We start from the raw sequence: 24,030 nt of genomic DNA, 5'->3' as shown, positions 1-24,030 counted from the left end.
GAAGTACGGTCTCTTCCCCTGTGACGTGACGCCGTAACGCGGGGTGTCCGGTCTGTTCCGACGCTATGCCGCAAGGTGAGATGAGCGGGGGGTTATCAGCCATTCTCGACGCCCCCGACGGGTGTGACGCTGCTCTCTGCCGCGCTTCGACCCGGGGTGTGCTCGGCGTCCTGGCGGCCCTCAGGGCCTCGCCCCGCCCGCGAAGACCAGCGACCGCCGCCCGGTCACGGATGTCGTCCGTGCTCTCCGGGCGCAGGGCAGGGGCAACAGTGCCCCCGCGAGCTATCGCGCTGATCACGCCACAAGGCTATCGCTCCTTACAGGGGGCCCGTCATGAGCCGTATGTGTACAAAACCGGGGGGTGAAATTTGACGTTCTGCACAGGGCCGAGGGCGGGAGTGCCGTGCGATGCCGTGCGGCTCCGTGCTGCGAATTCGACAACCCTCGGGGTCCAATGCCGACCGCACCCCTTGGCAAGGCCGCCCCGCGGAGGCACGTTGCCGACATGACAGCCAAAATCCTGATCGTCACCGGCGACGCGGCAGAGTCACTGGAGGTCCTGTACCCCTACCAGCGCCTCCGTGAGGAGGGCTACGACGTCCACATCGCGGCCCCCGCCCGCAAGACGCTCCGGTTCGTGGTCCACGACTTCGAACCCGGCTTCGACACCTACACCGAGAAGCCCGGCTACACCTGGCCCGCGGATCTCGCCTTCGCCGAGGTCGACCCCGGCCAGTACGCCGCCCTCGTCATCCCCGGCGGCCGCGCCCCCGAGTACCTGCGCAACGACCCCGAACTCCGCAAGATCCTCAAGTCCTTCTTCGACGCGGACAAGCCGGTCGCCCAGATCTGCCACGGCCCTCTGCTCACCGCCGCCATCGACGGCCTGCGCGGCCGCCGCGTCACGGCGTACCCCGCCCTGGAACTCGACATGCAGGCCGCGGGGGCCACCTTCCAGGACGCCGAGGCGGTGGTGGACGGCACGCTGGTGTCGTCACGGGCGTGGCCGGACCATTCGCGGTGGATGCGGGAGTTCTTGACGATCCTGCGGGCGAAGGCGCCCGTGACGTAGTCCTTCGACTGCGGCCGGGTGGGGGCTGGTCGCGCAGTTCCCCGCGCCCCTGAGCACCGTCGGCTGAGCCTGCGCGACCCAGCCCAGCGGCTACGCCGCCAGCCGCTCCGCCTCCACCACCGCCTCGGCCAAGGTGTCCACCACAGGCACCCCGGCCTCCTCCAGGCTGGCCCGACTGTGCGAACCCCCCGTGTACAGCACAGCCCGGGCCCCCACATGCCGCGCCGCCACCGCGTCATCGGCCGCGTCCCCGATCACCACGGTCCGAGCCGGATCCACCCCGACCAGCGCCGCGAGATGACGGGCCATGTGCTCCGCCTTACTGCCCCCCGAGGGCCCGGTCCGCCCGTCGACACGTATGAAGTGCGCCTCGATCCCGAACCCCCGCACCAACGGCACAAGGTCCTCATGCCCGTACATGCTGAGGATCGACTGACTACGCCCCGCCGACCGCCACCCGGCGAGCAGCTCGGCCGCACCGACCGTGAGCCCGCACCCCACCCGGTGCTCGGTGTAGTACCGGTGGAACGTCTCGTCCATGACGAGCCACTCCGCCTCGGTGGGCAGCCGCCCCATCAACCGCTCGTAGAACTTCGGCACCGGCACGCAGTACAGCGCCCGGTACCGCTCCAGCGTGATCGGCTCCAGCCCCAGCTCGGCGAACGCCGCGTTCGTCGCCCCGATGATCGCGTCATTGTCATGGAACAGGGTGCCGTTCCAGTCCCAGACAATGTGCGCGTCCGTGTGCTTCCCCATGCCAAAAACGTACCCGCCCCCACTGACAATCAAGAGACCCGCAGGTCAGCCAGGCAGGGAACGCCAGCCGGCAGCCAGGTAGCCGACAGGAGCAGCAGGACCGGGCCGGAACTCCGCCGCGCCTCAGTCCCCCAGCCCGACCAGGTTCGGAATCTCCTGCGTGGCGAACCACAGCAGCTCATGGTCCTCGGCCCCGTCCACGACGAACTGCGCGTCGTCGTCCCCGCCGTCCGCCGCGTCCAGCGCCTCGGCGGCGGCGGTGACATCCGCCTCGGCGTCACTCGCGTCGACATGGACGGCGGCAGCCTTGGCCAGCACCACGACCCCGTCGACGCGCACCTCACCGAGCGCCGCCGGATCGAGCCCCCGGTCGGGGTCGGCGTGCGCCGCGCCATCGGGCACATCGACAGCGACCACGACCCGACGCCGTACCGCCTCGGGGTCGGCCGCCAGCAGCCGCAGCGAGGCGAGCGCGGCGCGGTTCAGCGCGGCGTACTCCAGTTCCTCGATGTCGTCGGAGAGGTACCACTCGCGCAACGCGGGCGTGACGGCGTAGGCGACGAGCGGTCCGGAGCCCAGCTCACCCGTCTTGTACGCCTCGGCGAGACCGGAGAGGGTCAGGGGGACGTAGACGCGCATGGGCTGCCGCTTTCATGGTCGGAACGCAGGGCTCAAGGCCTCGGGGAGCATGCCCGGAGGGCCTTCAGGATACGTGCGCGGGTCCCCTTTCGAGTCCCCACCCGCGGCCCCGGAGGCGTCCACCCACGTCCCGGAACTCACCCGGGGCACCCCCGTGCTTCCGGGCATTCACGGCCCCCCGCTCACTCGGATAAGTGAACATTCCGGCCGCTCGGCGCGGCCCGCCGCTTCCTTGCCGAGGCACCCCCGGTCCCCGTACAAGATCCCCAACCGCAAAAGTTACCGCCCGGTACATCTCCGGGCCGTCGAACGGGGACCCCATGAACAAGGTCATGACCAGGGCACACCACCGACCCGGCACCCGCCCCCCGACCCGCCGCGACCAGCGCCGCCCCGCCACCACCCCACCCCGCACCCCCACCACCGGCACCCGTCGCACCACAGCGGACGACGGCCCCCCACCGGGCCCCCGAACCGCCCCGACGAGCCGCACGACCCCCACCGACAACCGCCCGCCCACGGCGTCCGGCACCACGGCCGGCAGGCCCGGCACGACGGCTCGCACCACACCTCCCGGCGCACACCCCGCCGCCGCTGTCCCCGGAGCACGTTCCGCCGCCCCAGAGGCGCGTTCCGCCTCCTCAGAGGCGCGTTCCGGCGCCCCCGGCGCCCGAAGCGCCGCCCAGGCCGCCCCGACCGGCCCGGCTTCCCGCACCGCCGCCCACGCGGCCCGAGGCGCCACCACCGCGCCGCACCCCCCGGCAACCCCCGCAGGGCCCCTCGACGCCCCCGTAGTCCCCTCCCAGACCCCCCGCAGGCCGGTCCCCCAGCCTCGCCCCACCGACGTCTTCGCCGACCTCCTCCTGGCGGTCCTCAGCGGCCGGCGCCCCGTCCACTCGATGCTCCGCCACACGATCGGCCAGGCCTACGACGACCTCGCCGACCTCGCCGAGCGCGGCCTCCTCCGCACTCGCGGCACCCGCCCCGTGGTCCGCGACATCGGCTACTACGTCCCCCGGGACGGCGCCGTGGAGGCCTTCGCCCGCATCGGCGCGGGCGACCAGCTCCGCGCCATGGCCTTCCGCCTGGAACAGGGCCAGGACCGCCGCTGGCGCTGCACGGCGGTGGAGCTGGGCGGCCCCCGCAGCCCCCGCACGGAAGCCTGACGGACAAGAACCCACCCCACCCCGCCCCACTTCACCCGCACGCTCAATTCACGCCGAAGGGCCGAGCCACCCGAGTGACCCGGCCCTTCAATCCGCTCAATCCGCTACGGCGTCGCGGACACCGTCACTTCTTACGACGACGCCCGCCCCGCGCCTGCTTCCGCCGCTCGGCGCGCGTGAGGCCGTCCGCCTCGGACCGCACGGGCTCGTCGTCATCGGCGAACTCACCCTCGATGACGCCGCCCTCCCCGTCCACAGTGGGCGCGGAGAAGTGCAGATCCCGCCGCTGCGGAGCGTCCAGCCCCTTCGCGCGGATCTCGGGACGCGCACCGGCCTGCGCCGGCACCGAGTCCTGCTTCTCCAGGGACGGCGCGGTGTCCTCGACCGGGACCTCCTCGACCTGCTGCTCGACCTGGACCTCCAGGTTGAACAGGTAGCCGACGGACTCCTCCTTGATGCCCTCCATCATGGCGGTGAACATGTCGAAGCCCTCGCGCTGGTACTCGACCAGCGGGTCCTTCTGCGCCATCGCGCGGAGGCCGATGCCCTCCTGGAGGTAGTCCATCTCGTAGAGGTGCTCACGCCACTTGCGGTCGAGAACCGACAGCACGACCCGCCGCTCCAGCTCACGCATGATCTCGGAGCCGAGCTGCGCCTCGCGCGCCTCGTACTGCTCGTGGATGTCGTCCTTGATGGACTCGGAGATGAAGTCGGCGGTCAGCCCGGCACGGTCGCCGGCCGCGTCCTCCAGCTCCTCGACGGTGATCTTCACCGGGTAGAGCTGCTTGAACGCGCCCCACAGCCGGTCGAGGTCCCAGTCCTCCGCGAAGCCCTCGGCGGTCTCCGCGTCGATGTACGCGTCGATCGTGTCGTTCATGAAGTGCTGGATCTGCTCGTGCAGGTCCTCGCCCTCCAGAACGCGGCGCCGCTCGCCGTAGATGACCTCACGCTGGCGGTTGAGGACCTCGTCGTACTTCAGGACGTTCTTGCGCGTCTCGAAGTTCTGCTGCTCGACCTGCGACTGCGCGGACGCGATCGCGCGCGTGACCATCTTGTTCTCGATCGGCACATCGTCCGGGACGTTCGCCATGGACATCACGCGCTCGACCATCTGGGCCTTGAACAGCCGCATCAGGTCGTCACCGAGGGAGAGGTAGAAGCGGGACTCGCCCGGGTCGCCCTGACGGCCGGAACGACCGCGCAGCTGGTTGTCGATACGCCGCGACTCGTGCCGCTCGGTGCCCAGCACGTACAGGCCGCCGAGCTCCTCGACCTCGTCCTTCTCGGCCTTCACGGCCGCCTCGGCGCGCTCCAGGGCGGCGGGCAGGGCCTGCGCCCACTCCTCGATGTGCTCCTCGGGGTCGAGGCCGCGCTGGCGCAGCTCCGCCTCGGCGAGGTCCTCGGGGTTGCCGCCGAGCTTGATGTCGGTACCACGGCCGGCCATGTTGGTGGCCACGGTGACGGCGCCCCGGCGGCCGGCCTGGGCGACGATGATCGCCTCACGGTCGTGCTGCTTGGCGTTCAGCACTTCGTGCTGGACGCCGCGCTTGCTGAGCTGCTGCGAGAGGTACTCGGACTTCTCGACCGACGTCGTACCGACGAGGATCGGCTGGCCCTTCTCGTGCTTCTCGACGATGTCGTCGACGACCGCCTCGAACTTCGCGACCTCGGTGCGGTAGATCAGGTCCGACTGGTCCTTGCGGATCATCGGCCTGTTGGTCGGGATCGGGACGACGCCGAGCTTGTAGATCTGGTGGAACTCGGCGGCCTCGGTCATCGCCGTACCGGTCATGCCGGAGAGACCCGGCTGTTCCTTGCCGTCGTGGTCGTGGCGCTTGTAGAGGCGGAAGAAGTTCTGGAGGGTGATCGTGGCGAGCGTCTGGTTCTCGTCCTTGATGTCCACCCCTTCCTTCGCCTCGATCGCCTGGTGCATGCCCTCGTTGTAGCGGCGGCCGGCGAGGATACGGCCGGTGTGCTCGTCGACGATCATGACTTCGCCGTCCATGACGACGTAGTCCTTGTCCTTCTTGAAGAGCTCCTTCGCCTTGATGGCGTTGTTCAGGTAGCCCACCAGAGGCGTGTTCACCGACTCGTAGAGGTTGTCGATGCCCAGCCAGTCCTCGACCTTGGCGACACCGGCCTCGTGGATGGCGACGGTGCGCTTCTTCTCGTCGACCTCGTAGTCGCCGGTCTCCTCGATGCCCTTGAGGGGGTTGCCGGCCTCGCCCTTCTTGAGGCGGGTGACCAGCTTGGCGAAGTCGCCGTACCACTTGGTGGCCTGGTCGGCCGGGCCGGAGATGATCAGCGGCGTACGGGCCTCGTCGACGAGGATGGAGTCGACCTCGTCGACGATGGCGAAGTTGTGGCCGCGCTGGACGAGCTCGTCCTTGGACCACGCCATGTTGTCGCGCAGGTAGTCGAAGCCGAACTCGTTGTTCGTGCCGTAGGTGATGTCGCACGCGTACTGCTCGCGGCGCTGGGCGGGCGTCATGTTGGCGAGGATGCAACCGACGCTCAGGCCCAGGAACTTGTGGACGCGGCCCATCATCTCGGAGTCGCGCTCGGCCAGGTAGTCGTTGACCGTGATGAGGTGGACGCCCTTGCCGGACAGCGCGTTCAGATACGCGGGCAGGGTGCCGACCAGGGTCTTGCCCTCACCGGTCTTCATCTCGGCCACATAGCCGAGGTGGAGGGCCGCGCCACCCATGATCTGCACATCGTAGTGACGCTGGCCGAGCGCGCGCTTGGCGCCTTCGCGCACGGTGGCGAACGCCTCGGGCAGCAGGTCGTCCAGCGTCTCACCATCGATGTACCGCTGCTTGTACTCATCGGTGAGGGCCCGCAGCTCGGCGTCGGAGAGGTCGACGAAGTCCTCTTCGATGGAGTTGACCTGGTCCGCGATGCGGTGCAGCTTGCGCAGGATCTTGCCTTCGCCTGCACGCATGATCTTCGAGAGGACGGACACGGGGGTTGGTCTCCTTGCCGGTCGGGCCTGGGACGGTCGGTTTCCATTTGACTTAGCTGAGCAACGGCCATCGTATGCGAGGACCAGGCCACGTCGGGAGCCCGCCGGGAACGCCGACCTTCCGCTGCTTCAAATCTCCGTCAAAGGGGACAACGGCCGGGGGCCGCGGATGGTGCCGCGTCACGCCGACGAATTGAACAAGGTGTGATCACCCCCTCACGCAATGCAAAGAGATGGCGCCCCGGCCGAACTCCCGAGCAGAATCGGCCGATGGAACCCGTCACGCTCACCACCGGCCGCCTGGTTCTGCGCACGGTCGGCCCCGCCGACACCGACGCCGTGTTCGCCGCCGCCCAGGACCCCGAGACACAGCGCTGGATCTCCCAGTTCCCCTCGCCGTATCTCCACGAGCACGCGAAGCAGTTCACGGAACAGTTCGCCCCCGACGGCTGGGCCAACGACTCCATGTTCACCTTCGGCGCCTTCCTCCCCGCCGGCGAACTCGCCGGCATGCTCGGCATCACCATGCGCTCCCTCGGCGTGGCCGAACTGGGCTTCTGGGCGACCAAGGAACACCGCGGCAACGGCTACATCACCGAGGCCACCACCACGACCACCCGCTGGGCCTTCACCGCCCTCGCCGTGGACCGCATCGAATGGCGCGCGGAGGTGGGCAACGCCCCTTCCCGCGCGGTGGCCGAACGCGCCGGCTTCACCATCGAGGGCACCCTCCGCTCCGCGGTGAACAACAAGGGCGTACGACGGGACTGCTGGGTGGGTTCCCTGCTCCCGTCGGACCTGGGCCTCCCCTCGACGGCCCCCTACCTCCCGGCCCCGCCCGCCCACGCCTGACCGCCCGCATCCCACCCGAGAACCCCCAGCTCACCCCCCACTGTCAGTGCCACCTCCTATCGTGCGGAGGCATGACGACCCCGCGCCCAACCGCAGAGCTCACCGCAGACGAGGCCCGCCGCCTCGCCCTGCGGGCACAAGGCTTCCTCGGCACCCCCCACCGCAAGGCCGGCGTCCGCGGCATCCTCCGCCACCTCGGCGCGGTCCAACTCGACACCATCTCGGTCCTGGCCCGCTCCCACGAACTCATCCCGTACGCCCGCCTGGGAGCAGTGGGCCGCAAGACGGTCGAGGACGCCTACTGGACGACCGCACCCCTCGGCGCGACTCCGGCACGACCCCATGCCTTCGAGTACTGGTCCCACGCCGCGTGCATCCTCCCCATCGAGGAATGGCCCCACTTCGCCTTCCGCCGCCGCGCCTACCGCGGCCGCCCGCACTGGAACCACGCCCTCCCGGACGGCACCTACGACCAGGTCATCAAGCAACTCCGCGCGGAAGGCCCCCTCACCGCCACGGAGTTGGGCGGCGCGAAGAAGACCAGCGAGTGGTGGGACTGGTCCGGCACCAAGGTCGCCGTGGAGCGCGCGCTCATGTACGGCGAGGTGGTCTGCGTGGAACGCCGCGGCTGGAAGCGCGTGTACGACCTGGCGGAGCGCGCCGTACCGGAGGACCTCCTGCACGACGACCTGGACGACACCGAGTGCCTGCGCACCCTCGTCCGCCTCGCCGGCCAGTCCCTCGGCGTCGGCACGCGCGCGGACATCGCCGACTACCACCGCCTCAGGGCCGAGCAGGTCGACGCGGTGCTCGCCGACTCGGGCCTGGTCCCGGTCACGGTCGAGGGCTGGGGAAAGCCGGCCTGGGCCGACCCCGCGGCCCTGGAGACACCTCCGCGCGGCCGCCACCGTACGACCCTGCTGTCGCCCTTCGACTCCCTGATCTGGGAACGCGCGCGTACGGAGCGGATCTTCGGCTTCACCCACCGCCTGGAGGCCTACGTCCCCAAGCCGAAGCGGGTTCACGGCTACTTCGCGATGCCGGTCCTGGCAGGCGGCCACCTCGTCGGCCGGGTCGACCCCGCGCGCGAGGGCGGCACCCTGGTCGCCAGGCAGGTCACCCTGGACGGCCCGAAGGCGGTCCCGGCGGTGGCGCAGGCGCTGGTCGAGGCGGCGAGCTGGGTGGACTGCACGGACGTACGCGTGGAGCGGGTGGACGCACCCGAACTGCGCGAACCCCTCGTGAAGGCGCTAGCGGATCTCTAGGATCTTCTCCCGCATCGCGTAGACGACGGCCTCCATCCTGGAGTGCAGCTGCAGCTTCTCCAGGATGTTGCGCACATGGTTCTTCACGGTGTTCTCGGAGATGAACAACTCCTTGGCGATATCCCGGTTGTTCATTCCGGTGGCGACGAGTTTGAGAACCTCCAGTTCCCGGTCCGTCAGCCGCGGCGCGGGCACCAGTCGGCGCTCATCGGTCCGCTGGATCATCGACTTGAACTCGGTGAGCAGTTTCGACGCCATGGACGGACTGATCTGCGACTGCCCGTCGGCCACCGCGCGAATGGCGGTGGCCACCTCGTCCGTGGAGATCTCCTTGAGGAGATAACCGGTCGCGCCCGCCTTGATCGCGTCGTAGAGATCGGCCTCCTCATCGCTGATCGTCAGCATGATGATCTTGGCGCTGGGTGCGACCTCCTTGATGGAGGTGCACGCCTCGATACCGCCCCGCTTGGGCATCCGTACGTCCATCAGGACGATGTCGGGCAGCAGGTCGGCGGCCTTGTCGACGGCTTCGGCGCCGTCGCCCGCCTCGCCCACGACCTGGATGTCCTCCTCGGCCGCGAGCACGATCTCCAGTCCCCGCCGGAAGAGGGCGTGGTCGTCCACGACCAGGACCCGGATCGGCTCCTTGCGTGGTGAGCCCGCGTCCGGGCCCATGCCGACGACGCCGTCGTCGGCGTCCGCGTCATGCATCGGTCCGAAGCTGTCCGCCATCGTTCCTCCCCCTGAAGGCTGTGGCTGGTCCTGTGCCATCGCCAACCCAAGGCAACGGCCCACCGGTTGGGCCGGTGCGGCCATGATTCCATGCCCGGACGGCACTGCGGTGACAGAGCCGGGCGCGAAGGGGTCGCACACCGGTGCCCCTGGGGGCGCACACGCGCTCCAGGGGCACCGGCTCAGCCGTCAGTCGGGCGGGTCAGCCGCCCAGCGTGCCGCCGGCCGCGGGAGGCTGCGCCTGGGCGACCATCGGGTCGGTGCTGAGGTGGATGACGCCGTAGTCGTAGGCGTGCCGCCGGTAGACGACACTCGGTTCCTTGGTCTCGGAGTCGACGAACAGATAGAAGTCGTGCCCGACCAGCTCCATCTCGTAGAGAGCCTGGTCGAGGGTCATCGGGGAGGCGACGTGGGTCTTCTCGCGGACGATCAGGGGGCCTTCGCCCTTCACTTCCAGCGAGCCGATCTTCTTGGTGGGGACGCCGTCCGGCTCATCCTCATGGACCGGGTGGCCGTTCCCGTTGAGCGTCGCCGCGCCCGGCACGTGGTCGGGGACCTCGGCCGCCGTGAGCCGGCGTGAGCCGCGACGCGAGTAACGCTTGTCGTGCTGCTTGCGCAGCCGGGCGTCCAGCTTTTCCGCCGCCAGGTCGAGCGCCGCGTACGGATCGCTTGCCGCCGCCTCCGCCCGGATCACCGGACCGCGGGAGTGGAGCGTGATCTCCACTCGGTCGCAGCGGTCGGCTTGTCGGGGGTTCGGCTCCTTGGACACCTCGACGTCGAGGCTGATCACCTTGCCGTCGAGCTTCTGGATCTTCTCCAGCTTCAGCTTCTCGGCCACGTGCTTGCGGAACCGCTCGGGCACCTCGGTCTTGCGGCCCTTGACGACGATGTCCACGCAGAACTCCGTTCCCGGATCGCCCCGCTTCGCCGCGGAGCATCTCCCTTTTGCACCAGGCTCCGGTGAGCCCCGGAACCTCGGACTCGGTGACTTCCACCTCCTCCCCCGCGGGCAAGATCTCCACTCCACCGAGGCGGGTGATAGTGAAAAACCCGCGGCACGGCAATCGGATATGAGAGGTGTGGCCTGGGCCTTTCCTCACAACCGAACATATCTCGCCCGGACGGATGTCGTCACCCTCTACCGCGGCGTACCTCCGTTCAGGTGAATTGGCCCTCTCATTACCTGCAACGATGCAAGTTCGCAGTCAGTTCCGGTTTATTTCGAAAGAGTCCGGCGACGCCGCGACCACAGCCGCGCAGATCAGGTCACCGGCACGGTGTCCGCCGTAACCACGGGGTCCCCCCGCCATTCCCGGCCTGCCACCCACGCCAGCCTCCCTCACTCGGCCCCTCCGTTCCCCCATGCCTTCCCGAGCCGACGCCCCGTACACAGCCGTCGCGGCCGGACCATGAGCACCAAGGCGCCCACTCCCCCGCCGCCCGCCCACCTCCGCGGCACACGGGGCCCCCGCGCCGGCCTCCCCGCCCGTCTCGCCCACCCCCGCCTCCGCCGCCACCGCTGCCGCCATCGCCACCCGCACAGCACGCGCCGCCTCGGCCAAGGACGCCCCCGTGGTCATCAGGTCGTCGACGAGCACGACCCGGCCGCCCAGAAGCAGCCGCGCCCCACCGGGAACCACCCCCAGCGCGCCGGCCAGATTCTCCAGCCGCTCCCGCGAGTTCAGCCCGGCCTGATCAGCCACGGCCCGCCGCTGCCGCAGCACGGCGACCACACGGGCCGGCACCCCGCCCCGCCGCAGCTCCCCCGCCGCCGCCAACGCGATCCGCCGCGCCGGATCATGCCCCCGAGCCCCCACCACCCGCCGAGCGGACGGCACAGGCACGAGCAGCAGGGGAAGCTCTTCACCCTGGCCCTGGCCCTGGCCCCGGCCCTGGCCCCGGCCCCGGCCCCGACTCCCGCCCTCGCCCTCGCCCTCGCCCTCGCCCAAGGCACCCAGTCCCGCCGCACCCCCGGAATCAATCCCCCCGGCCCCCGCGCCCCGCCCGTCAGACACGCCCGCCGACCCGAGGCAACGCCCGCCAGGCACTACCGCAGGCCCCGGGAAACACCCGCCAGGCACCCCCACAGAGCCCAGGCAAGGCCCGCCAGGCACCCCCGCCCCCACTCCACGCCCGACAGACCCCACCGGCCCCACAGACCCCAGGCAACGGCCACGCCCGAACCCCATGGCCCCGTCACCCTGTGCGGCCGCGCTACAGTCCGACCCCCACCCCGGCCCAGCCGCCCCCGCAGCAGCCCTGGCAGCCCCCACAGCCCCCGCCACAGCCCCGTAATCCCGCCCCCGAGCCTCCCGCACCCCCGCCCGCACAGCCCCCGCCAGAGCGGCGCCCAGCGGCGCGGCCAGGGTCAGCGCGCCTCGCTCCTTGTGGGCCAGCAGCACGGCGCGCACCTCGTCGGCGTACCGCGCGGCCGCGTGCACGGCCGGCAGCCCCGTCGGCTCAGGCTCCGGTCGCACCCGGCACGGCGCGGTCCCGCTCAGGACGGCACGGCACTCCGGACAGAGCACCGCGCGCGGCCTCCCGCAGCCTCCGCACTCGGCCGGCAGCACCAGATCGGTGAGGTCCTGCCACCACCCCCGCATGCCCACCACTGTGCCAAGACCCGCGGCACCCGACCACCCCTGTGGACAACGTGCTGTGGGCAACCCGCCGAAGACCGTTCAGGCCGCTCCGGAGCCACCCCCGAGCCCCCTGCGGTCACCAAGCCCACCGCAGCCCCCACGGTCACCGAACCCACCCCGGTCACCCGGGATAGACCGGCGCCGTCCCGTCCTTCACGACCTGCTGCCACTTCGCCCCGGACGTGAGCCGGACGATGCCGTCCTCCTCCGAGTACGCCACCAACGGCAGTTGCTCGTCCTCGGACGAGGCGAGGGCCTTCACGCCCGTCAGCGCGGCGGGCGCCGACCCCACCGGAGTGGAGCCGTCGACCTGGACGTACGCCATCTGCTGCACGCCACCGTGTTCGCGCCCGACCACGACGAGCCGGCTGTCGCCCGCCCACGACATGGCGGTGACCTCCTCCAACTGCGGTGTCACCACGCGGGGTTCGACGACCGCGACGGCCTTCTCGCCGCTCGCCTCGTCACCCCGCTCGATCCGCCCGACGTAGAGGGACTGCTTGCCGTCCTTCTCCACGATGAGCGCGATCCGCACACCGTCGGCGGCCGTCCGCACCGCGTCGATACGCCCGTCGAGCCCCGTCGTGTCGACCTCGATCGGCTCACCCGCGCCCTCCTTCAGGAGCAGCAGCCGGGGACGCGCGGGATCGCGGTCGGCCACCCACAGGTCGCCGCCGCCGTCCCAGCTGGGCGTGGTGAGCCGGTCGTTCTGGGTCTTGCCGGCGCTGTGCAGGACCGGCTCGCCGAGCGAGGTGCCCGACACCAGCGAGCCGACGTACAGCGTGCTGCCGTCCGATGTGACCCCGGCCGCCTTGCGTTCGTCCCGGGACACGGCGGCCGACCGCAGCTGCTTGTCGCCGTCACCGAGCGCGCCCGGAACCGGGGTGAACTCCTTGCCGCTGCTCCCGCTCGCCAGCCGTACGAGCCGGTGCTTGCCGTCGATGAAGTACTGGTACTCGTCCTTCGAGGGCGCGTGCGCCACCACGAAGTCGGCGCCGCTCTCGTCGAGCGGGGGGCACAACTGTGCGCCGTTCGCCCCCTGGAGCTCGACCTCCTCCACACCCGTGGGGGTCAGATCCCGCAGGGTGAACAGGAGTTGGGCGGCCATCTCCCGGCACTTCTCGCCATTGACCCGGTCCGCGTTGACGTTCAACGGCACCGTCAGCTTGTTCTGGTCGTCGGGCGCGAGCGAACCGACGCCCTTCTTCAGCTCCGTACCCGTGGGGAAGCTCGACCTGACCACCGGGTTCAGCCAGCGGGTGGGCCCGGCGAGCAGCAGACTCACCGTCTGCGTCATCGGGTCGACCTTCTTGCGGACGAAGACGGGGTCGGCGACGGCCACCGGCAGCCCGCCCGTCCCGGTCGAGGAGTTGGACGCGAAGTAGTACTTGTTGACCGACGTGTAGTTGCGCAGGAAGTCCGACTTGCCCATGACCACGCCCGGCGGCGGCCGGTCGATGCGCCACTGCCCGGACTTCTTCTCGCGCACGAGGTGCAGCGTGTTGGTGTACTCGCCGGCGGCGGGCGCGTACGCCTGCTGCGCGTTCACGGTGGCGACCTTCTGGCCCACCAGGGAGAACGACACGGAGTCCGACGAATCGTCAGGGTCGCTCGGCCGCCCCTGGGACCGCTCCGGCCCGTCCGCGAGCACCGTGAGGGACGCATTGGGCCGCCAGGCCTGCGAGGCCTCCTTGGTCAGGTACTTGTGTGCCGTCTCGAACTCGGGATCGTCGCTGGTCAACGCCTCGAGGAAACCGTCGACGATCTCCCGCGCGTCGGCGTCCTCCCGGGGCGGCAGCGCCCAGACCCGCACCTGCGCGTCCTGCCGGGGCGTCGAGTCCACGCCGCGCAGATCCCCGCTGTCCGGCATGGAGGCGCACCCCGCCAGCAGTACGGCGCCGCACGCGACGGACACCCCCGCCCGCGCCCGCTTCCGCCGGCCGCCCCCCACACGGTCAGCGCCCACGGCTTGCCTCCCCTTGCTTGTCCCGGTCCTCCGCGACGCGCCCGTCCCGGTCCTCCGTGACGTCGTCACGGGCCCGCGCGGACGAGTCCGCGGCGACCGTGTCGTCCCCCGGCCGCGCTCCCGCGGCGGGCCGCGGCACCACGCGCGCGCCGTTGCCGGGCAGCGCCGTCGGATCGGCGGTCGGGGGCGCGGCCGGCACGCGCGGCGCGAGCGGCGTCGGCTCGCCCGACGTCTGCACCGGCACAGTGGCGCGTTTCTCCCCGTCGCCCGCCCCGCGCGGCAGACCGGCGTCATTAAGTCCACGATTGCGCCGCGAGTCCTTGGGCTCCAGCGGTATCGGCGAGCCCCGCAGCGGCTCGTCCGCCGTCCTTGGCAGCGTCAGCCGGAACTGCGAGCCGCCGCCCGGTTCGCCCCAGGCCTGCAGCCAGCCGCCGTGCAGCCGCGCGTCCTCCAGGGCGATGGACAGCCCCAGCCCCGTACCACCGGTGGTACGCGCGCGTGCCGGGTCTGCCCGCCAGAAGCGGCTGAAGACCCGGGTCGCCTCACCGGGCTTGAGCCCTACGCCGTAGTCGCGCACGGCGACCGCGACCGCCCCGCCCGCCGCGGCCAGCTTGACCACGACGTCCTTGCCCTCGCCGTGCTCCACGGCGTTGACGACGAGGTTGCGCAGCACCCGCTCGACCCGCCGGGCGTCCGCCTCGGCGACGACGGGCTGCTGGTCGCCCACGATCCGTATCCGCGTGCCCTTGCGCTCGGCGAGCGGCGCGGCCCCGCTGACGACCCGCTGCACGACCTCGCGCAGATCGATCGGCTCCGCCTCCAGCGCCGCCGCGCCCGCGTCGAACCGGCTGATCTCCAGCAGATCGGCGAGCAGCGACTCGAACCGGTCCAGCTGATCGGCGAGCAGCTCGGCCGACCGCGCGGTCACCGGATCGAAGTCCTCCCGCGCATCATGGATGACGTCCGCCGCCATCCGTACGGTCGTCAGCGGCGTCCGCAGCTCGTGCGACACGTCCGACACGAACCGCCGCTGCATCCGCGACAGATCCTCCAGCTGCTGGATCTTCAGCTGGAGGTTCTGCGCCATCTTGTTGAAGGCCTCACCGAGCCGGGCGATGTCGTCCTCACCGGTGACCTTCATACGTTCCTGAAGCCGCCCCGCGGACAGCCGCTCGGCGATCCCGGCCGCCATCCGCACCGGCGTGACCACCTGCCGCACCACCAGCCAGGCGATCGCCCCGAGGAGTACGACGACGAAGAGCCCGGCCGTCGCCAGCGTCCCCTTGACCAGGCTCAGCGACTTCTCCTCCTGCGTGAGCGGGAAAAGGTAGTAGAGCTGGTACGGGTCGTTGTTCGGGTCGTTGACCTGCTTGCCGATGATCAGCGCGGGCTGCGACTCCTGGCCGCCGGTGTACATGATCCGGGTGTAGCTCTGCGCAGGCAGCATGCTCTCGTCGACGCGGTCCCGCAGGTCCTCCGGCACACTCGCGGTGGGAATGACCTTGCCGGAGGCGCGCGGACTGCGTCCGCCGGTGTCTCCCGCACCGGGCAGCGTGACGACGTCGAAGGCACCCTGGCCACCGCTGGAGAGCGACTCCACGAGGTCGCCCATCCACACATTGACGTTCTGGCTGGTACGGCCGTCCGAGCCCGGGGCGTCTTCCTGGCTGGTGCTCGCCGCGGTGTCGGCCTTCTGCTTGGCCACCGAGAAACCACCCGTGGCCTGACTCTGCGAGGCCTTCACCTTGGCGTCGAGCAGGCCGTTGCGCACCTGCCCGATGACGACGAAGCCGAGCAGCAGCACCACGCCCAGCGACATCACCAGGGTGGTGACGACGACCTTGAGCTGGATGTTGCGCCGCCACAGCCGCATCACGGGCAGCAGCGGCCGGCGCACCCAGCGCATGAAAAGCCTCAGGACCGGGCTGCCCTGGACTCCGCCCTGCAGCAGCCCGCCCTCGAGGAAACGTCCCCAGCGGGATCCCGACGTCTTCCGGCCGACAGGCCGCTCCGCACGGGCCCCGGTCCGCCCGGGCGACGAAGCGGCACTGTCTCCGGACATGTCAGCTGGGTCCTGCCTTATATCCGACACCACGGACGGTCACCACGATCTCCGGCCGCTCCGGGTCCTTCTCGACCTTGGAGCGCAGCCGCTGCACATGCACATTGACCAGGCGGGTGTCGGCGGCATGCCGGTAACCCCACACCTGCTCGAGGAGCACCTCACGGGTGAACACCTGCCAGGGCTTGCGCGCCAGCGCGACCAGCAGGTCGAACTCCAGCGGCGTCAGCGCGATCGACTGCCCGTCCCGCTTCACGGAGTGACCCGCCACATCGATGACCAGGTCGCCGATGGCGAGCTGCTCCGGCGCCGGCTCCTCCGACCTCCGCAGCCGCGCCCGGATACGGGCGACGAGCTCCTTCGGCTTGAACGGCTTCACGATGTAGTCGTCGGCCCCGGACTCCAGGCCCACGACGACATCGACGGTGTCGCTCTTCGCCGTGAGCATCACGATCGGCACCCCGGACTCCGCCCTGATCAGGCGGCACACCTCGATGCCGTCCCGGCCGGGCAGCATCAGGTCCAGGAGCACCAGATCCGGCTTGGTCTCACGGAATGCGGCCAGCGCCTTGTCGCCGTCGGCTACGAAAGACGGCTCAAAACCTTCACCACGCAGCACAATGCCGAGCATCTCGGCCAGTGCGGTGTCGTCGTCGACGACAAGGACTCGTCCCTTCATAAACGCCATCATCCCATTCTCATAACAGTGACAGAGGCGCTGGTGAGGAGCGTCACTGGCCCGTGACGATAGTCGTACTCGGCCGTCACTGTCTGCCCCCGTCCGGCGATGTGGATATCAGCAACGGATGTCAGCCACCCAGCGTAGGCGCACCCCGACCACGCGGTCGGCCCTACGCCTTTCGGCCGGGCGGCGGCCCGGGCGGGCCGCTAGCCGATCGTCACCTGACGCGACCTGGCCACCAGCTCCTCCAGAGCCTCGGCCGTCACGGGCGAAACAACACCCTCTTCCGTGACGATCGCGGTAACCAGTTCGGGAGGTGTCACATCGAACGCCGGGTTGTACGCCTGCGTCCCCAACGGCGCCACCGCCACCCCACCGCCCGGCCCCGTCACCGGCACCTGCGGCGCGCTGACCTCGGTCACCTCGAACCCGGGACGCTGCTCCACCTCGATCGACGCCCCGTCGGCCGTGTCCACGTCGACCGTCGTCAACGGCGCCACCACGATGAACGGCACATGGTGGTACCGGGCCAGCACCGCGAGCGGATAACTCCCCACCTTGTTCGCCACCGACCCGTCCGCCGCGATGCGGTCCGCCCCGATCAGCACCGCGTCCACCTCCCCCGCCGCGAACAGCGACCCCGCCGCGTTGTCGGTGAGCAGGGTGTACGCCATCCCGGTGCGCGCCGCCTCGTACGCCGTCAGCCGCGCGCCCTGAAGCAGCGGACGTGTCTCGTCCACCCACAGCCGCCGCAGCCGCCCCTCCCGATGCGCCGCCAGCGCCACCGCGAACGCCGTCCCCTCCCCGCCCGACACCAGCGACCCGGTGTTGCAGTGCGTGAGGATCCGGTGCCCGCCACCGGGCAGCAGCTCGTCCAGCAGCGCCAGCCCGCGCTCCGCCATCCGCGCGCTCGCCTCGGCGTCCTCCCGGTGCAGCGCCCGCGCCGCCTCCAGCGCCGCCACCGCGGCCTGTCCGGCGTCACCGTCCTTGCCGAGCTCGGCGAGGTACGCGGCCTGGGCCCGGCGCACACCGACGGCGAGGTTCACGGCGGTCGGCCGGGCACCCGCCAGCGCGGTCGCGGCGTCGTCCACGTCGAACCCGCGCGCGGCGGCGAGCGCGACGCCGTACGCCCCCGTGATGCCGAGCAGCGGCGCCCCGCGCACGGCCAGCGAACGGATCGCCTCCACCAGCGCGGGCGCGTCCGTACAGACCAGCTCGACCTCCTCGGCCGGCAGCCTCGTCTGGTCCAGAAGGACCACGACAGGACCTTCGGGTGGCTCTTCCCAACGGATCGCGGGTATCTCGGTCGGCCTGCTGTCCTCGCCGGATTGCGCGTACTGATCAGCCATGCGGTCAGTCTGCCCCTTATCCGGCGGACAATTGAAGGTGTGCAGCCGATACCGCGCCCGGTCCCCCGGTGACCACCCCATGGCACGATGGCTGCCAACCTGCCACCGCGACCGCGGACGGGCACCGTGAAGGAGCGACGATGAAAGACACTCCGGGCTGGGCTTCGCCCGGATCTGCCCCGTCCGACGGGCAGGAGCCCGGTGCGTCCGGCCCTGCCGAGCCCGCAGACCGTCCCGGCCCCTCGGACCAGCCCGGCGCGGACCCCCAGGACTCCGGCTCGAAGTGGTCCAAGGAGCAGCCGCCACCGGCCCAGTGGTCCGCCCCGACCGGACAGCCCGCCCCCGGCCAGACTCCCCCGCCCCCACCGCCAGGCCCGGGCTGGGGCAGCCGACCCCCGGCCGGCCCCGGCAGATACGGCGGCCCTGGTGGGTACGGCGGATACGGCGGTCCCGGCGGCCCGGGTGGACACGGCGGCTGGGGAAGCGGCTGGGGCGGCCCCCCGCCCGCGGCCAAGCCCGGCGTGATCCCGCTGCGCCCCCTCGGCGTGGGCGAGATCCTCGACGGCGCGGTCTCCACCATGCGCACCTACTGGCGCACCGTCCTGGGCATCTCCCTCACCGTCGCGGTCGTCACCCAGATCCTCGTCATCCTGCTCGAGGGCCTGGTCCTGAACAACACCGACACCGCCGCCCTCGAAGACCCCAGCGCCACCCTCGACGAGCTCACCCGCGCCATGGGCGACGCCATGCTCAGCACCGGCGTCGTCTTCCTGATCTCCCTGATCGGCACGATCGTCGCCACCGCCCTCCTCACGACGGTCACCAGCCGCGCCGTCCTCGGCAAGCCGGTCACCATCGGCGAGGCATGGCGCGACGCCCGCCCTCAACTGCTCAAGCTGTTCGCCCTGATCTTCCTGCTCATCCTGATCGCCTTCGGAGTCGTCGCGGTCGGCACCCTGCCGGGCGTCCTCGTGGCCGTCGCGGGCTCGGGCGACGCGGGAGCCGGCCTCGCCGTCCTGGGCGGCCTCGGCGCCGGTGTCGTCGCCCTGTGGCTGATGATCCGCTTCTCCCTGGCCTCGCCCGCACTGATGCTGGAGAAGCAGGGCATCGTCAAATCCCTCAGCCGCTCCGCGAAGCTCGTCCGCGGCTCCTGGTGGCGGGTCTTCGGCATTCAGCTGCTCGCCACGATCATCGCCAACGTCGTCGCCTCGATCGTCGTCCTCCCCTTCGCCTTCCTCGCCGCCGCGCTGGACGGCGAAGGCTTCACCGGCCTCGTCAACAGCGGCGGCGACCTCGGCTGGACCTACCTCGTCGTCAGCGGCATCGGCTCGGTGATCGGCGCCATGATCACCTTCCCGATCACCGCGGGCGTCACCGTGCTCCTCTACATCGACCAGCGCATCCGCCGCGAGGCCCTCGACCTCGACCTGGCCCGCGCGGCCGGCGTCCAGGACTACGGCTCCGGCACCCCCGGCCCCACCCCCGGAGGCTGATGCGGTGAGCGTGACGGGGGGAGTTCTCACAGCGGTACGCCTGCTGCCGCGCATCGGCGACATCTCCGTGCTGTCGCTGACGCGCTCCGGCGACGAACCGCCGATCACCATCCCGCGTGATCCCGCGCGGGAGGCGGCGCGCCGCGAACTGTCCAAGCGCCTGTACCACGAGAACGACCCCAGTTGGCTCCAGCGCGCCCTCAACTCCTTCTGGAACTGGGTCGACGCCCTCTTCGCCACGGCCGCCACCGCGACACCCGGCGGAGTGATCGGCCTGGTCGTCATCGTCCTGGCCGTCCTCGCGGTCCTGGGCGCCCTGTGGTGGCGCCTGGGCAACCCGCGCCGCGAACCCGCCTCCTCCGCCACCCTGTTCGACGACCGCCCCCGCAGCGCCGCCGAACACCGCGCCGCCGCGGAGGCACACGCCGCCCAGGGCCACTGGAACCAGGCCGTCCAGGAACGCATGCGCGCCATCGTCCGCTCCCTGGAGGAACGCGCCCTCCTCGACATCCGCCCCGGCCGCACCGCGGACGAGGCCGCCGCCGAAGCCGCCCGCGCACTGCCCGCGCACACGGACCGACTGCACGCCGCCGCCCGCGACTTCGACGACGTCACGTACGGCGGCCGCAGGGCGAGCGAGCAGTCGTACCAGCGCATCGCCGAACTCGACCACGACCTGGAAAGCACCAAGCCCCAACTCGCGAGCAGCACCCCCAGCACGGCCCCCAGCGCCCGCCAGGGAGCCGCCGGATGACCACCGAGGCCACCGTCCCGTCCACCTCGGTCTCGCCCACGGCGCGCCAGCTCTGGACGCGCACACGAGGCATCGTGCTCGCCCTCGTCGTCCTCCTCGCGGCCGCCGTCACGATCGCCGTGATCCGCTCCGACACCCGCCACGGCAACCTCGACCCGCGCTCCGCCGACCCCTACGGCAGCCGCGCGATCGCCGAACTCCTCGCCGACCGCGGCGTGTCCACGCGCGTGGTCACCACCCTGGACGAGGCACGCGCCGCCGCCGGCCCGGACACCACCCTCCTGGTCGCCCTCCCCGACCTGCTGACACACCGCCAGCAGACCGGGCTGCACTCCGCGACCAGCACCTCCGGAGGCCGTACCGTCCTCGTCGCCCCCGGCAGCTGGTCCGTCGGCCGACTCGCCCCCGACGTCACGGCCGACCCCGCCACCAGCGTCGCCTCCGCGCTCGCGCCCGACTGCGAACTGCCCGACGCCCGACGCGCGGGCACGGCCGAGACCGGTGGCATCCGCTACACCACCACCCACCTCGAAGCCGACTCCTGCTACCCCAGCGAGCGACTGGCCACCCTGCTGCGCATCCCGGCGACCGGAGGCGGCGACACCGTCGTCCTCGGCGCGCCCGACATCCTCCGCAACGACCGCCTCGACGAGCAGGGCAACGCCTCCCTCGCCCTCCAACTCCTCGGCTCCCGCCCCCATCTGGTCTGGTACCTCCCCTCGCTCTCCGACACCTCCGCCGCCGACGAGGACGGCGAACGCAGCTTCCTCGACCTGCTCCCCGCAGGCTGGAAATGGGGCACGCTGCAACTCTTCGTCGCCGCAGCCCTGGCCGCCCTCTGGCGGGCACGCCGACTCGGCCCCCTCGTCCCCGAAAAACTCCCCGTCGCGATCCGCGCCTCCGAAACCGTCGAAGGCCGCGCCCGCCTCTACCGCAAGGCCAACGCCCGCGACCGCGCGGCCGCCGCTCTCCGCTCCACCACCCGCACCCGCCTCGCCCCCCTCGTAGGCGTCCCCGTCACCCAGGCGCACGCGCCCGAAGCCCTGCTCCCCGCCCTGTCCGCCCACCTCCGCGGCGACGGCCAGACCCTGCACACCCTGCTCTTCGGCCCGCCACCCGCCGACGACACAGCCCTCATCCTGCTCGCCGACCAACTCGACGCCCTCGAAAGAGAGGTACGCCGTCCATGATGGCCCCGACCACTGACAACGCCGGGTACCCCGGGGATCCGGGCGCCGCCCGGGCCTCCCTGGAAGCCCTGCGCGCCGAGATCGCCAAAGCCGTGGTCGGCCAGGACCCCGCCGTGACCGGCCTCGTCGTAGCCCTCCTCTGCCGCGGACACGTGCTACTAGAAGGAGTCCCTGGGGTAGCCAAAACGTTGCTCGTCCGCGCCCTCGCATCCGCACTCGAACTCGACACCAAGCGCGTCCAGTTCACCCCCGACCTCATGCCGAGCGATGTGACGGGCTCCCTCGTCTACGACACCCGCAGCGCCGAGTTCTCCTTCCAGCCCGGCCCGGTCTTCACCAACCTCCTCCTCGCGGACGAGATCAACCGCACACCCCCCAAGACCCAGTCGTCCCTCCTCGAAGCGATGGAAGAGCGCCAGGTCACGGTCGACGGAACCCCCCGTCCCCTCCCCGACCCCTTCCTGGTCGCGGCAACCCAGAACCCGGTCGAGTACGAGGGCACCTACCCCCTCCCCGAAGCCCAGCTGGACCGTTTCCTCCTCAAACTCACCATCCCTCTCCCCTCCCGCCAGGACGAGATCGACGTCCTCACCCGCCACGCCGAAGGCTTCAACCCCCGCGACCTGCACGCCGCCGGCATCCGCCCGGTAGCAGGGCCCGCGGACCTGGAAGCCGCCAGAGCAGCGGTCGCGAAGACAACCATCTCCCCCGAGATCACGGCCTACGTCGTCGACATCTGCCGCGCCACCCGCGAATCCCCGTCCCTCACCCTCGGCGTGTCCCCCCGAGGCGCCACGGCCCTCCTGTCGACCTCCCGCGCCTGGGCCTGGCTCACGGGCCGCGACTACGTCATCCCCGACGACGTGAAGGCCCTGGCCCTCCCCACCCTCCGCCACCGCGTACAACTCCGCCCCGAGGCCGAAATGGAAGGCGTGACGGCCGACTCCGTCATCCACTCGATCCTCGCCCACGTCCCCGTCCCCCGCTGATGGCACTCACCGGACGCACCGCCCTCCTCGCCGCCCTGGGCTCGATCCCCGTAGGCATCTGGAACCCCGGCCTCACGGGCCTCCTCGCGGTGAACGCCCCCCTGGCCGTGGCCTGCGCCTGCGACTTCGCCCTAGCGGCACCGGTACGCCGCCTGAGCCTGACCCGCTCCGGCGACACCTCCGTACGCCTGGGCGAAACCGCCGACGTCACCCTGACGGTCACCAACCCGTCCAACCGCCCGCTCCGCGCGCGCGTGCGCGACGCCTGGCCCCCCAGCAGCTGGCTCCCCGGCACAGAGACGACGGCCTCCCGCCACCACATCACAGTCCCCGCAGGCGAACGCCGCCGCCTCACCACCCGCCTACGCCCCACCCGCCGAGGCGACCGCCGGGCCGACCGCATCACCATTCGCTCGTACGGCCCCCTCGGCCTGTTCTCCCGCCAGGGCACCCACAACGTCCCCTGGACGGTACGGGTCCTGCCTCCGTTCACCAGCCGCAAGCACCTCCCGTCCAAGCTCGCCCGCCTCCGCGAACTCGACGGCCGCACCAGCGTCCTGACGCGCGGCGAGGGCACGGAATTCGACAGTCTTCGCGAATACGTCCCGGGCGACGACACCCGCTCCATCGACTGGCGCGCCACAGCCCGCCAATCCGCGGTCGCCGTCCGCACCTGGCGCCCCGAACGCGACCGCCACATCCTCATCGTCCTCGACACCGGCCGCACATCAGCAGGCCGCGTGGGCGACGCACCCCGCCTCGACGCCTCCATGGACGCGGCCCTCCTCCTGGCAGCCCTGGCCTCCCGAGCCGGCGACCGCGTGGACCTCCTCGCCTACGACCGCCGCGCACGCGCCCTGGTCCAGGGCCGCACAGCCAGCGACGTCCTCCCATCCCTGGTCAACGCGATGGCCACACTCGAACCGGAGCTAGTCGAAACAGACGCACGCGGTCTTACGGCCACTGCGCTCAGGACAGCTCCCCGCCGCTCCCTGATCGTCCTGCTGACAACCCTCGACGCCGCCCCGGTCGAAGAAGGCCTCCTCCCCGTCCTCTCCCAGCTCACCCAACGCCACACAGTCCTCCTGGCATCAGTGGCCGACCCTCACGTCTCCCGCATGGCAAAGGCCCGCGGAAACACCGAAGCCGTCTACGAGGCCGCAGCCGCCGCCCAAGCACAAAGCGAACGGCACCACACCGCCGAACAACTCCAACGTCACGGCGTCACCGTCGTAGACGCGACCCCCGATGAACTCGCGCCGGCGCTGGCGGACGCGTATCTGGCCCTGAAAACAGCGGGACGCCTGTAATTCGACTCTCGGGAGAGAACCTCCCGAGAAGTGGAAATAGAAATAGAAAAACAAAAAGGCCCACGCCTGATGGCGTGGGCCTTTTCTAAAATTTGTTCGGCGGCGTCCTACTCTCCCACAGGGTCCCCCCTGCAGTACCATCGGCG

19 protein-coding genes are annotated in these 24,030 nt (G+C 71.1%); 9 read left to right on the top strand and 10 right to left on the bottom strand.

From position 1 onward, the window contains the following. Positions 1-505 precede the first annotated feature (505 nt). The gene (locus ABZ928_RS50935; protein ID WP_361536214.1) at positions 506-1,072 is read left to right on the top strand and encodes a DJ-1/PfpI family protein; all 567 of its coding nucleotides are present in this window, start codon (positions 506-508) and stop codon (positions 1,070-1,072) included. Between the two features lie 90 nt (positions 1,073-1,162). On the opposite strand, the gene ABZ928_RS50930 is transcribed toward ABZ928_RS50935, so the two are convergent. Then, entirely contained in the window at positions 1,163-1,828 is a 666-nt protein-coding gene (locus tag ABZ928_RS50930; RefSeq protein WP_361536212.1) for an HAD hydrolase-like protein, read from the bottom strand. A 123-nt stretch (positions 1,829-1,951) separates the two neighbouring features. Beyond that, entirely contained in the window at positions 1,952-2,467 is a 516-nt protein-coding gene (locus ABZ928_RS50925) for a hypothetical protein (RefSeq protein WP_361536210.1), read from the bottom strand. A gap of 320 nt (positions 2,468-2,787) precedes the next feature. On the opposite strand from ABZ928_RS50925, the gene ABZ928_RS50920 reads away from it, so the two are divergent. Beyond that, positions 2,788-3,633 carry an Rv3235 family protein gene (locus ABZ928_RS50920; RefSeq protein WP_361536208.1) on the top strand — a complete coding sequence of 282 codons (846 nt, stop codon included), beginning with the start codon at positions 2,788-2,790 and terminating at the stop codon, positions 3,631-3,633. Positions 3,634-3,757: 124 nt separating this feature from the next. Here the strand turns inward: ABZ928_RS50920 and secA are convergent, their stop codons facing one another. Next, positions 3,758-6,598, bottom strand: a complete 2,841-nt coding sequence (gene secA, locus ABZ928_RS50915) for a preprotein translocase subunit SecA (RefSeq protein ID WP_361536206.1) — start codon at positions 6,596-6,598, stop codon at positions 3,758-3,760. Between the two features lie 270 nt (positions 6,599-6,868). On the opposite strand from secA, the gene ABZ928_RS50910 reads away from it, so the two are divergent. Continuing rightward, positions 6,869-7,450, top strand: coding sequence for a GNAT family protein (locus ABZ928_RS50910; RefSeq protein ID WP_361536204.1), 582 nt, complete (start codon positions 6,869-6,871; stop codon positions 7,448-7,450). Positions 7,451-7,521: 71 nt separating this feature from the next. After that, a complete protein-coding gene (locus ABZ928_RS50905) occupies positions 7,522-8,715 on the top strand; it encodes a crosslink repair DNA glycosylase YcaQ family protein (protein WP_361536202.1) in 1,194 nt (397 codons plus the stop codon). Here ABZ928_RS50905 and ABZ928_RS50900 read toward each other — a convergent pair. The 7 genes from ABZ928_RS50900 to mtnA all read right to left on the bottom strand — a co-directional run bounded on the left by ABZ928_RS50900 (position 8,701) and on the right by mtnA (position 18,148). Then, a complete protein-coding gene (locus ABZ928_RS50900) occupies positions 8,701-9,447 on the bottom strand; it encodes a response regulator transcription factor (RefSeq protein WP_361536200.1) in 747 nt (248 codons plus the stop codon). The two genes, ABZ928_RS50905 and ABZ928_RS50900, sit on opposite strands and share 15 nt — an antisense overlap. A 202-nt stretch (positions 9,448-9,649) precedes the next feature. Next, a complete protein-coding gene (raiA, locus tag ABZ928_RS50895; RefSeq protein ID WP_361536198.1) occupies positions 9,650-10,342 on the bottom strand; it encodes a ribosome-associated translation inhibitor RaiA in 693 nt (230 codons plus the stop codon). Positions 10,343-10,652: 310 nt separating this feature from the next. Continuing rightward, positions 10,653-11,924: a hypothetical protein gene (locus tag ABZ928_RS50890; RefSeq protein WP_361536304.1), complete on the bottom strand. Its 1,272-nt coding sequence runs from the start codon at positions 11,922-11,924 to the stop codon at positions 10,653-10,655. Positions 11,925-12,210: 286 nt separating this feature from the next. Then, entirely contained in the window at positions 12,211-14,055 is a 1,845-nt protein-coding gene (locus ABZ928_RS50885; protein WP_361536196.1) for an LpqB family beta-propeller domain-containing protein, read from the bottom strand. Continuing rightward, on the bottom strand, positions 14,045-16,117 hold the full coding sequence (gene mtrB, locus ABZ928_RS50880) for an MtrAB system histidine kinase MtrB (protein WP_361536194.1): 2,073 nt from the start codon (positions 16,115-16,117) through the stop codon (positions 14,045-14,047). Before mtrB ends, ABZ928_RS50885 begins: the two co-directional genes overlap by 11 nt. Before the next feature lies 1 nt (position 16,118). Next, positions 16,119-16,808 (bottom strand): two-component system response regulator MtrA, encoded by a 690-nt coding sequence (gene mtrA / locus ABZ928_RS50875; protein WP_187822996.1) that lies wholly within the window; start codon positions 16,806-16,808, stop codon positions 16,119-16,121. Between the two features lie 197 nt (positions 16,809-17,005). Then, positions 17,006-18,148: an S-methyl-5-thioribose-1-phosphate isomerase gene (gene mtnA / locus ABZ928_RS50870; protein ID WP_361536192.1), complete on the bottom strand. Its 1,143-nt coding sequence runs from the start codon at positions 18,146-18,148 to the stop codon at positions 17,006-17,008. Between the two features lie 140 nt (positions 18,149-18,288). On the opposite strand from mtnA, the gene ABZ928_RS50865 reads away from it, so the two are divergent. From ABZ928_RS50865 to ABZ928_RS50845, 5 genes are read left to right on the top strand one after another with little or no spacing between them, the layout of a single operon-like run. After that, complete coding sequence (locus tag ABZ928_RS50865; RefSeq protein ID WP_361536190.1) at positions 18,289-19,641, top strand: glycerophosphoryl diester phosphodiesterase membrane domain-containing protein; 1,353 nt, start codon at positions 18,289-18,291, stop codon at positions 19,639-19,641. Positions 19,642-19,645: 4 nt separating this feature from the next. After that, the gene (locus ABZ928_RS50860) at positions 19,646-20,395 is read left to right on the top strand and encodes a DUF4129 domain-containing protein (protein ID WP_361536188.1); all 750 of its coding nucleotides are present in this window, start codon (positions 19,646-19,648) and stop codon (positions 20,393-20,395) included. Further along, positions 20,392-21,585, top strand: a complete 1,194-nt coding sequence (locus ABZ928_RS50855; protein WP_361536186.1) for a DUF4350 domain-containing protein — start codon at positions 20,392-20,394, stop codon at positions 21,583-21,585. The genes ABZ928_RS50860 and ABZ928_RS50855 overlap by 4 nt, the downstream gene beginning before the upstream one ends. Continuing rightward, the gene (locus ABZ928_RS50850) at positions 21,585-22,574 is read left to right on the top strand and encodes a MoxR family ATPase (protein ID WP_361536302.1); all 990 of its coding nucleotides are present in this window, start codon (positions 21,585-21,587) and stop codon (positions 22,572-22,574) included. Before ABZ928_RS50855 ends, ABZ928_RS50850 begins: the two co-directional genes overlap by 1 nt. After that, positions 22,574-23,884 (top strand): DUF58 domain-containing protein, encoded by a 1,311-nt coding sequence (locus ABZ928_RS50845; protein ID WP_361536184.1) that lies wholly within the window; start codon positions 22,574-22,576, stop codon positions 23,882-23,884. The genes ABZ928_RS50850 and ABZ928_RS50845 overlap by 1 nt, the downstream gene beginning before the upstream one ends. The last annotated feature ends 146 nt before the right edge of the window (positions 23,885-24,030 follow it).

The organism is Streptomyces sp. NPDC046909, from assembly GCF_040644695.1.
Classification (GTDB): domain Bacteria; phylum Actinomycetota; class Actinomycetes; order Streptomycetales; family Streptomycetaceae; genus Streptomyces.
Note: the sequence above shows the minus strand (reverse complement) of the source record. Positions and strands in the feature narration are given on the sequence as shown.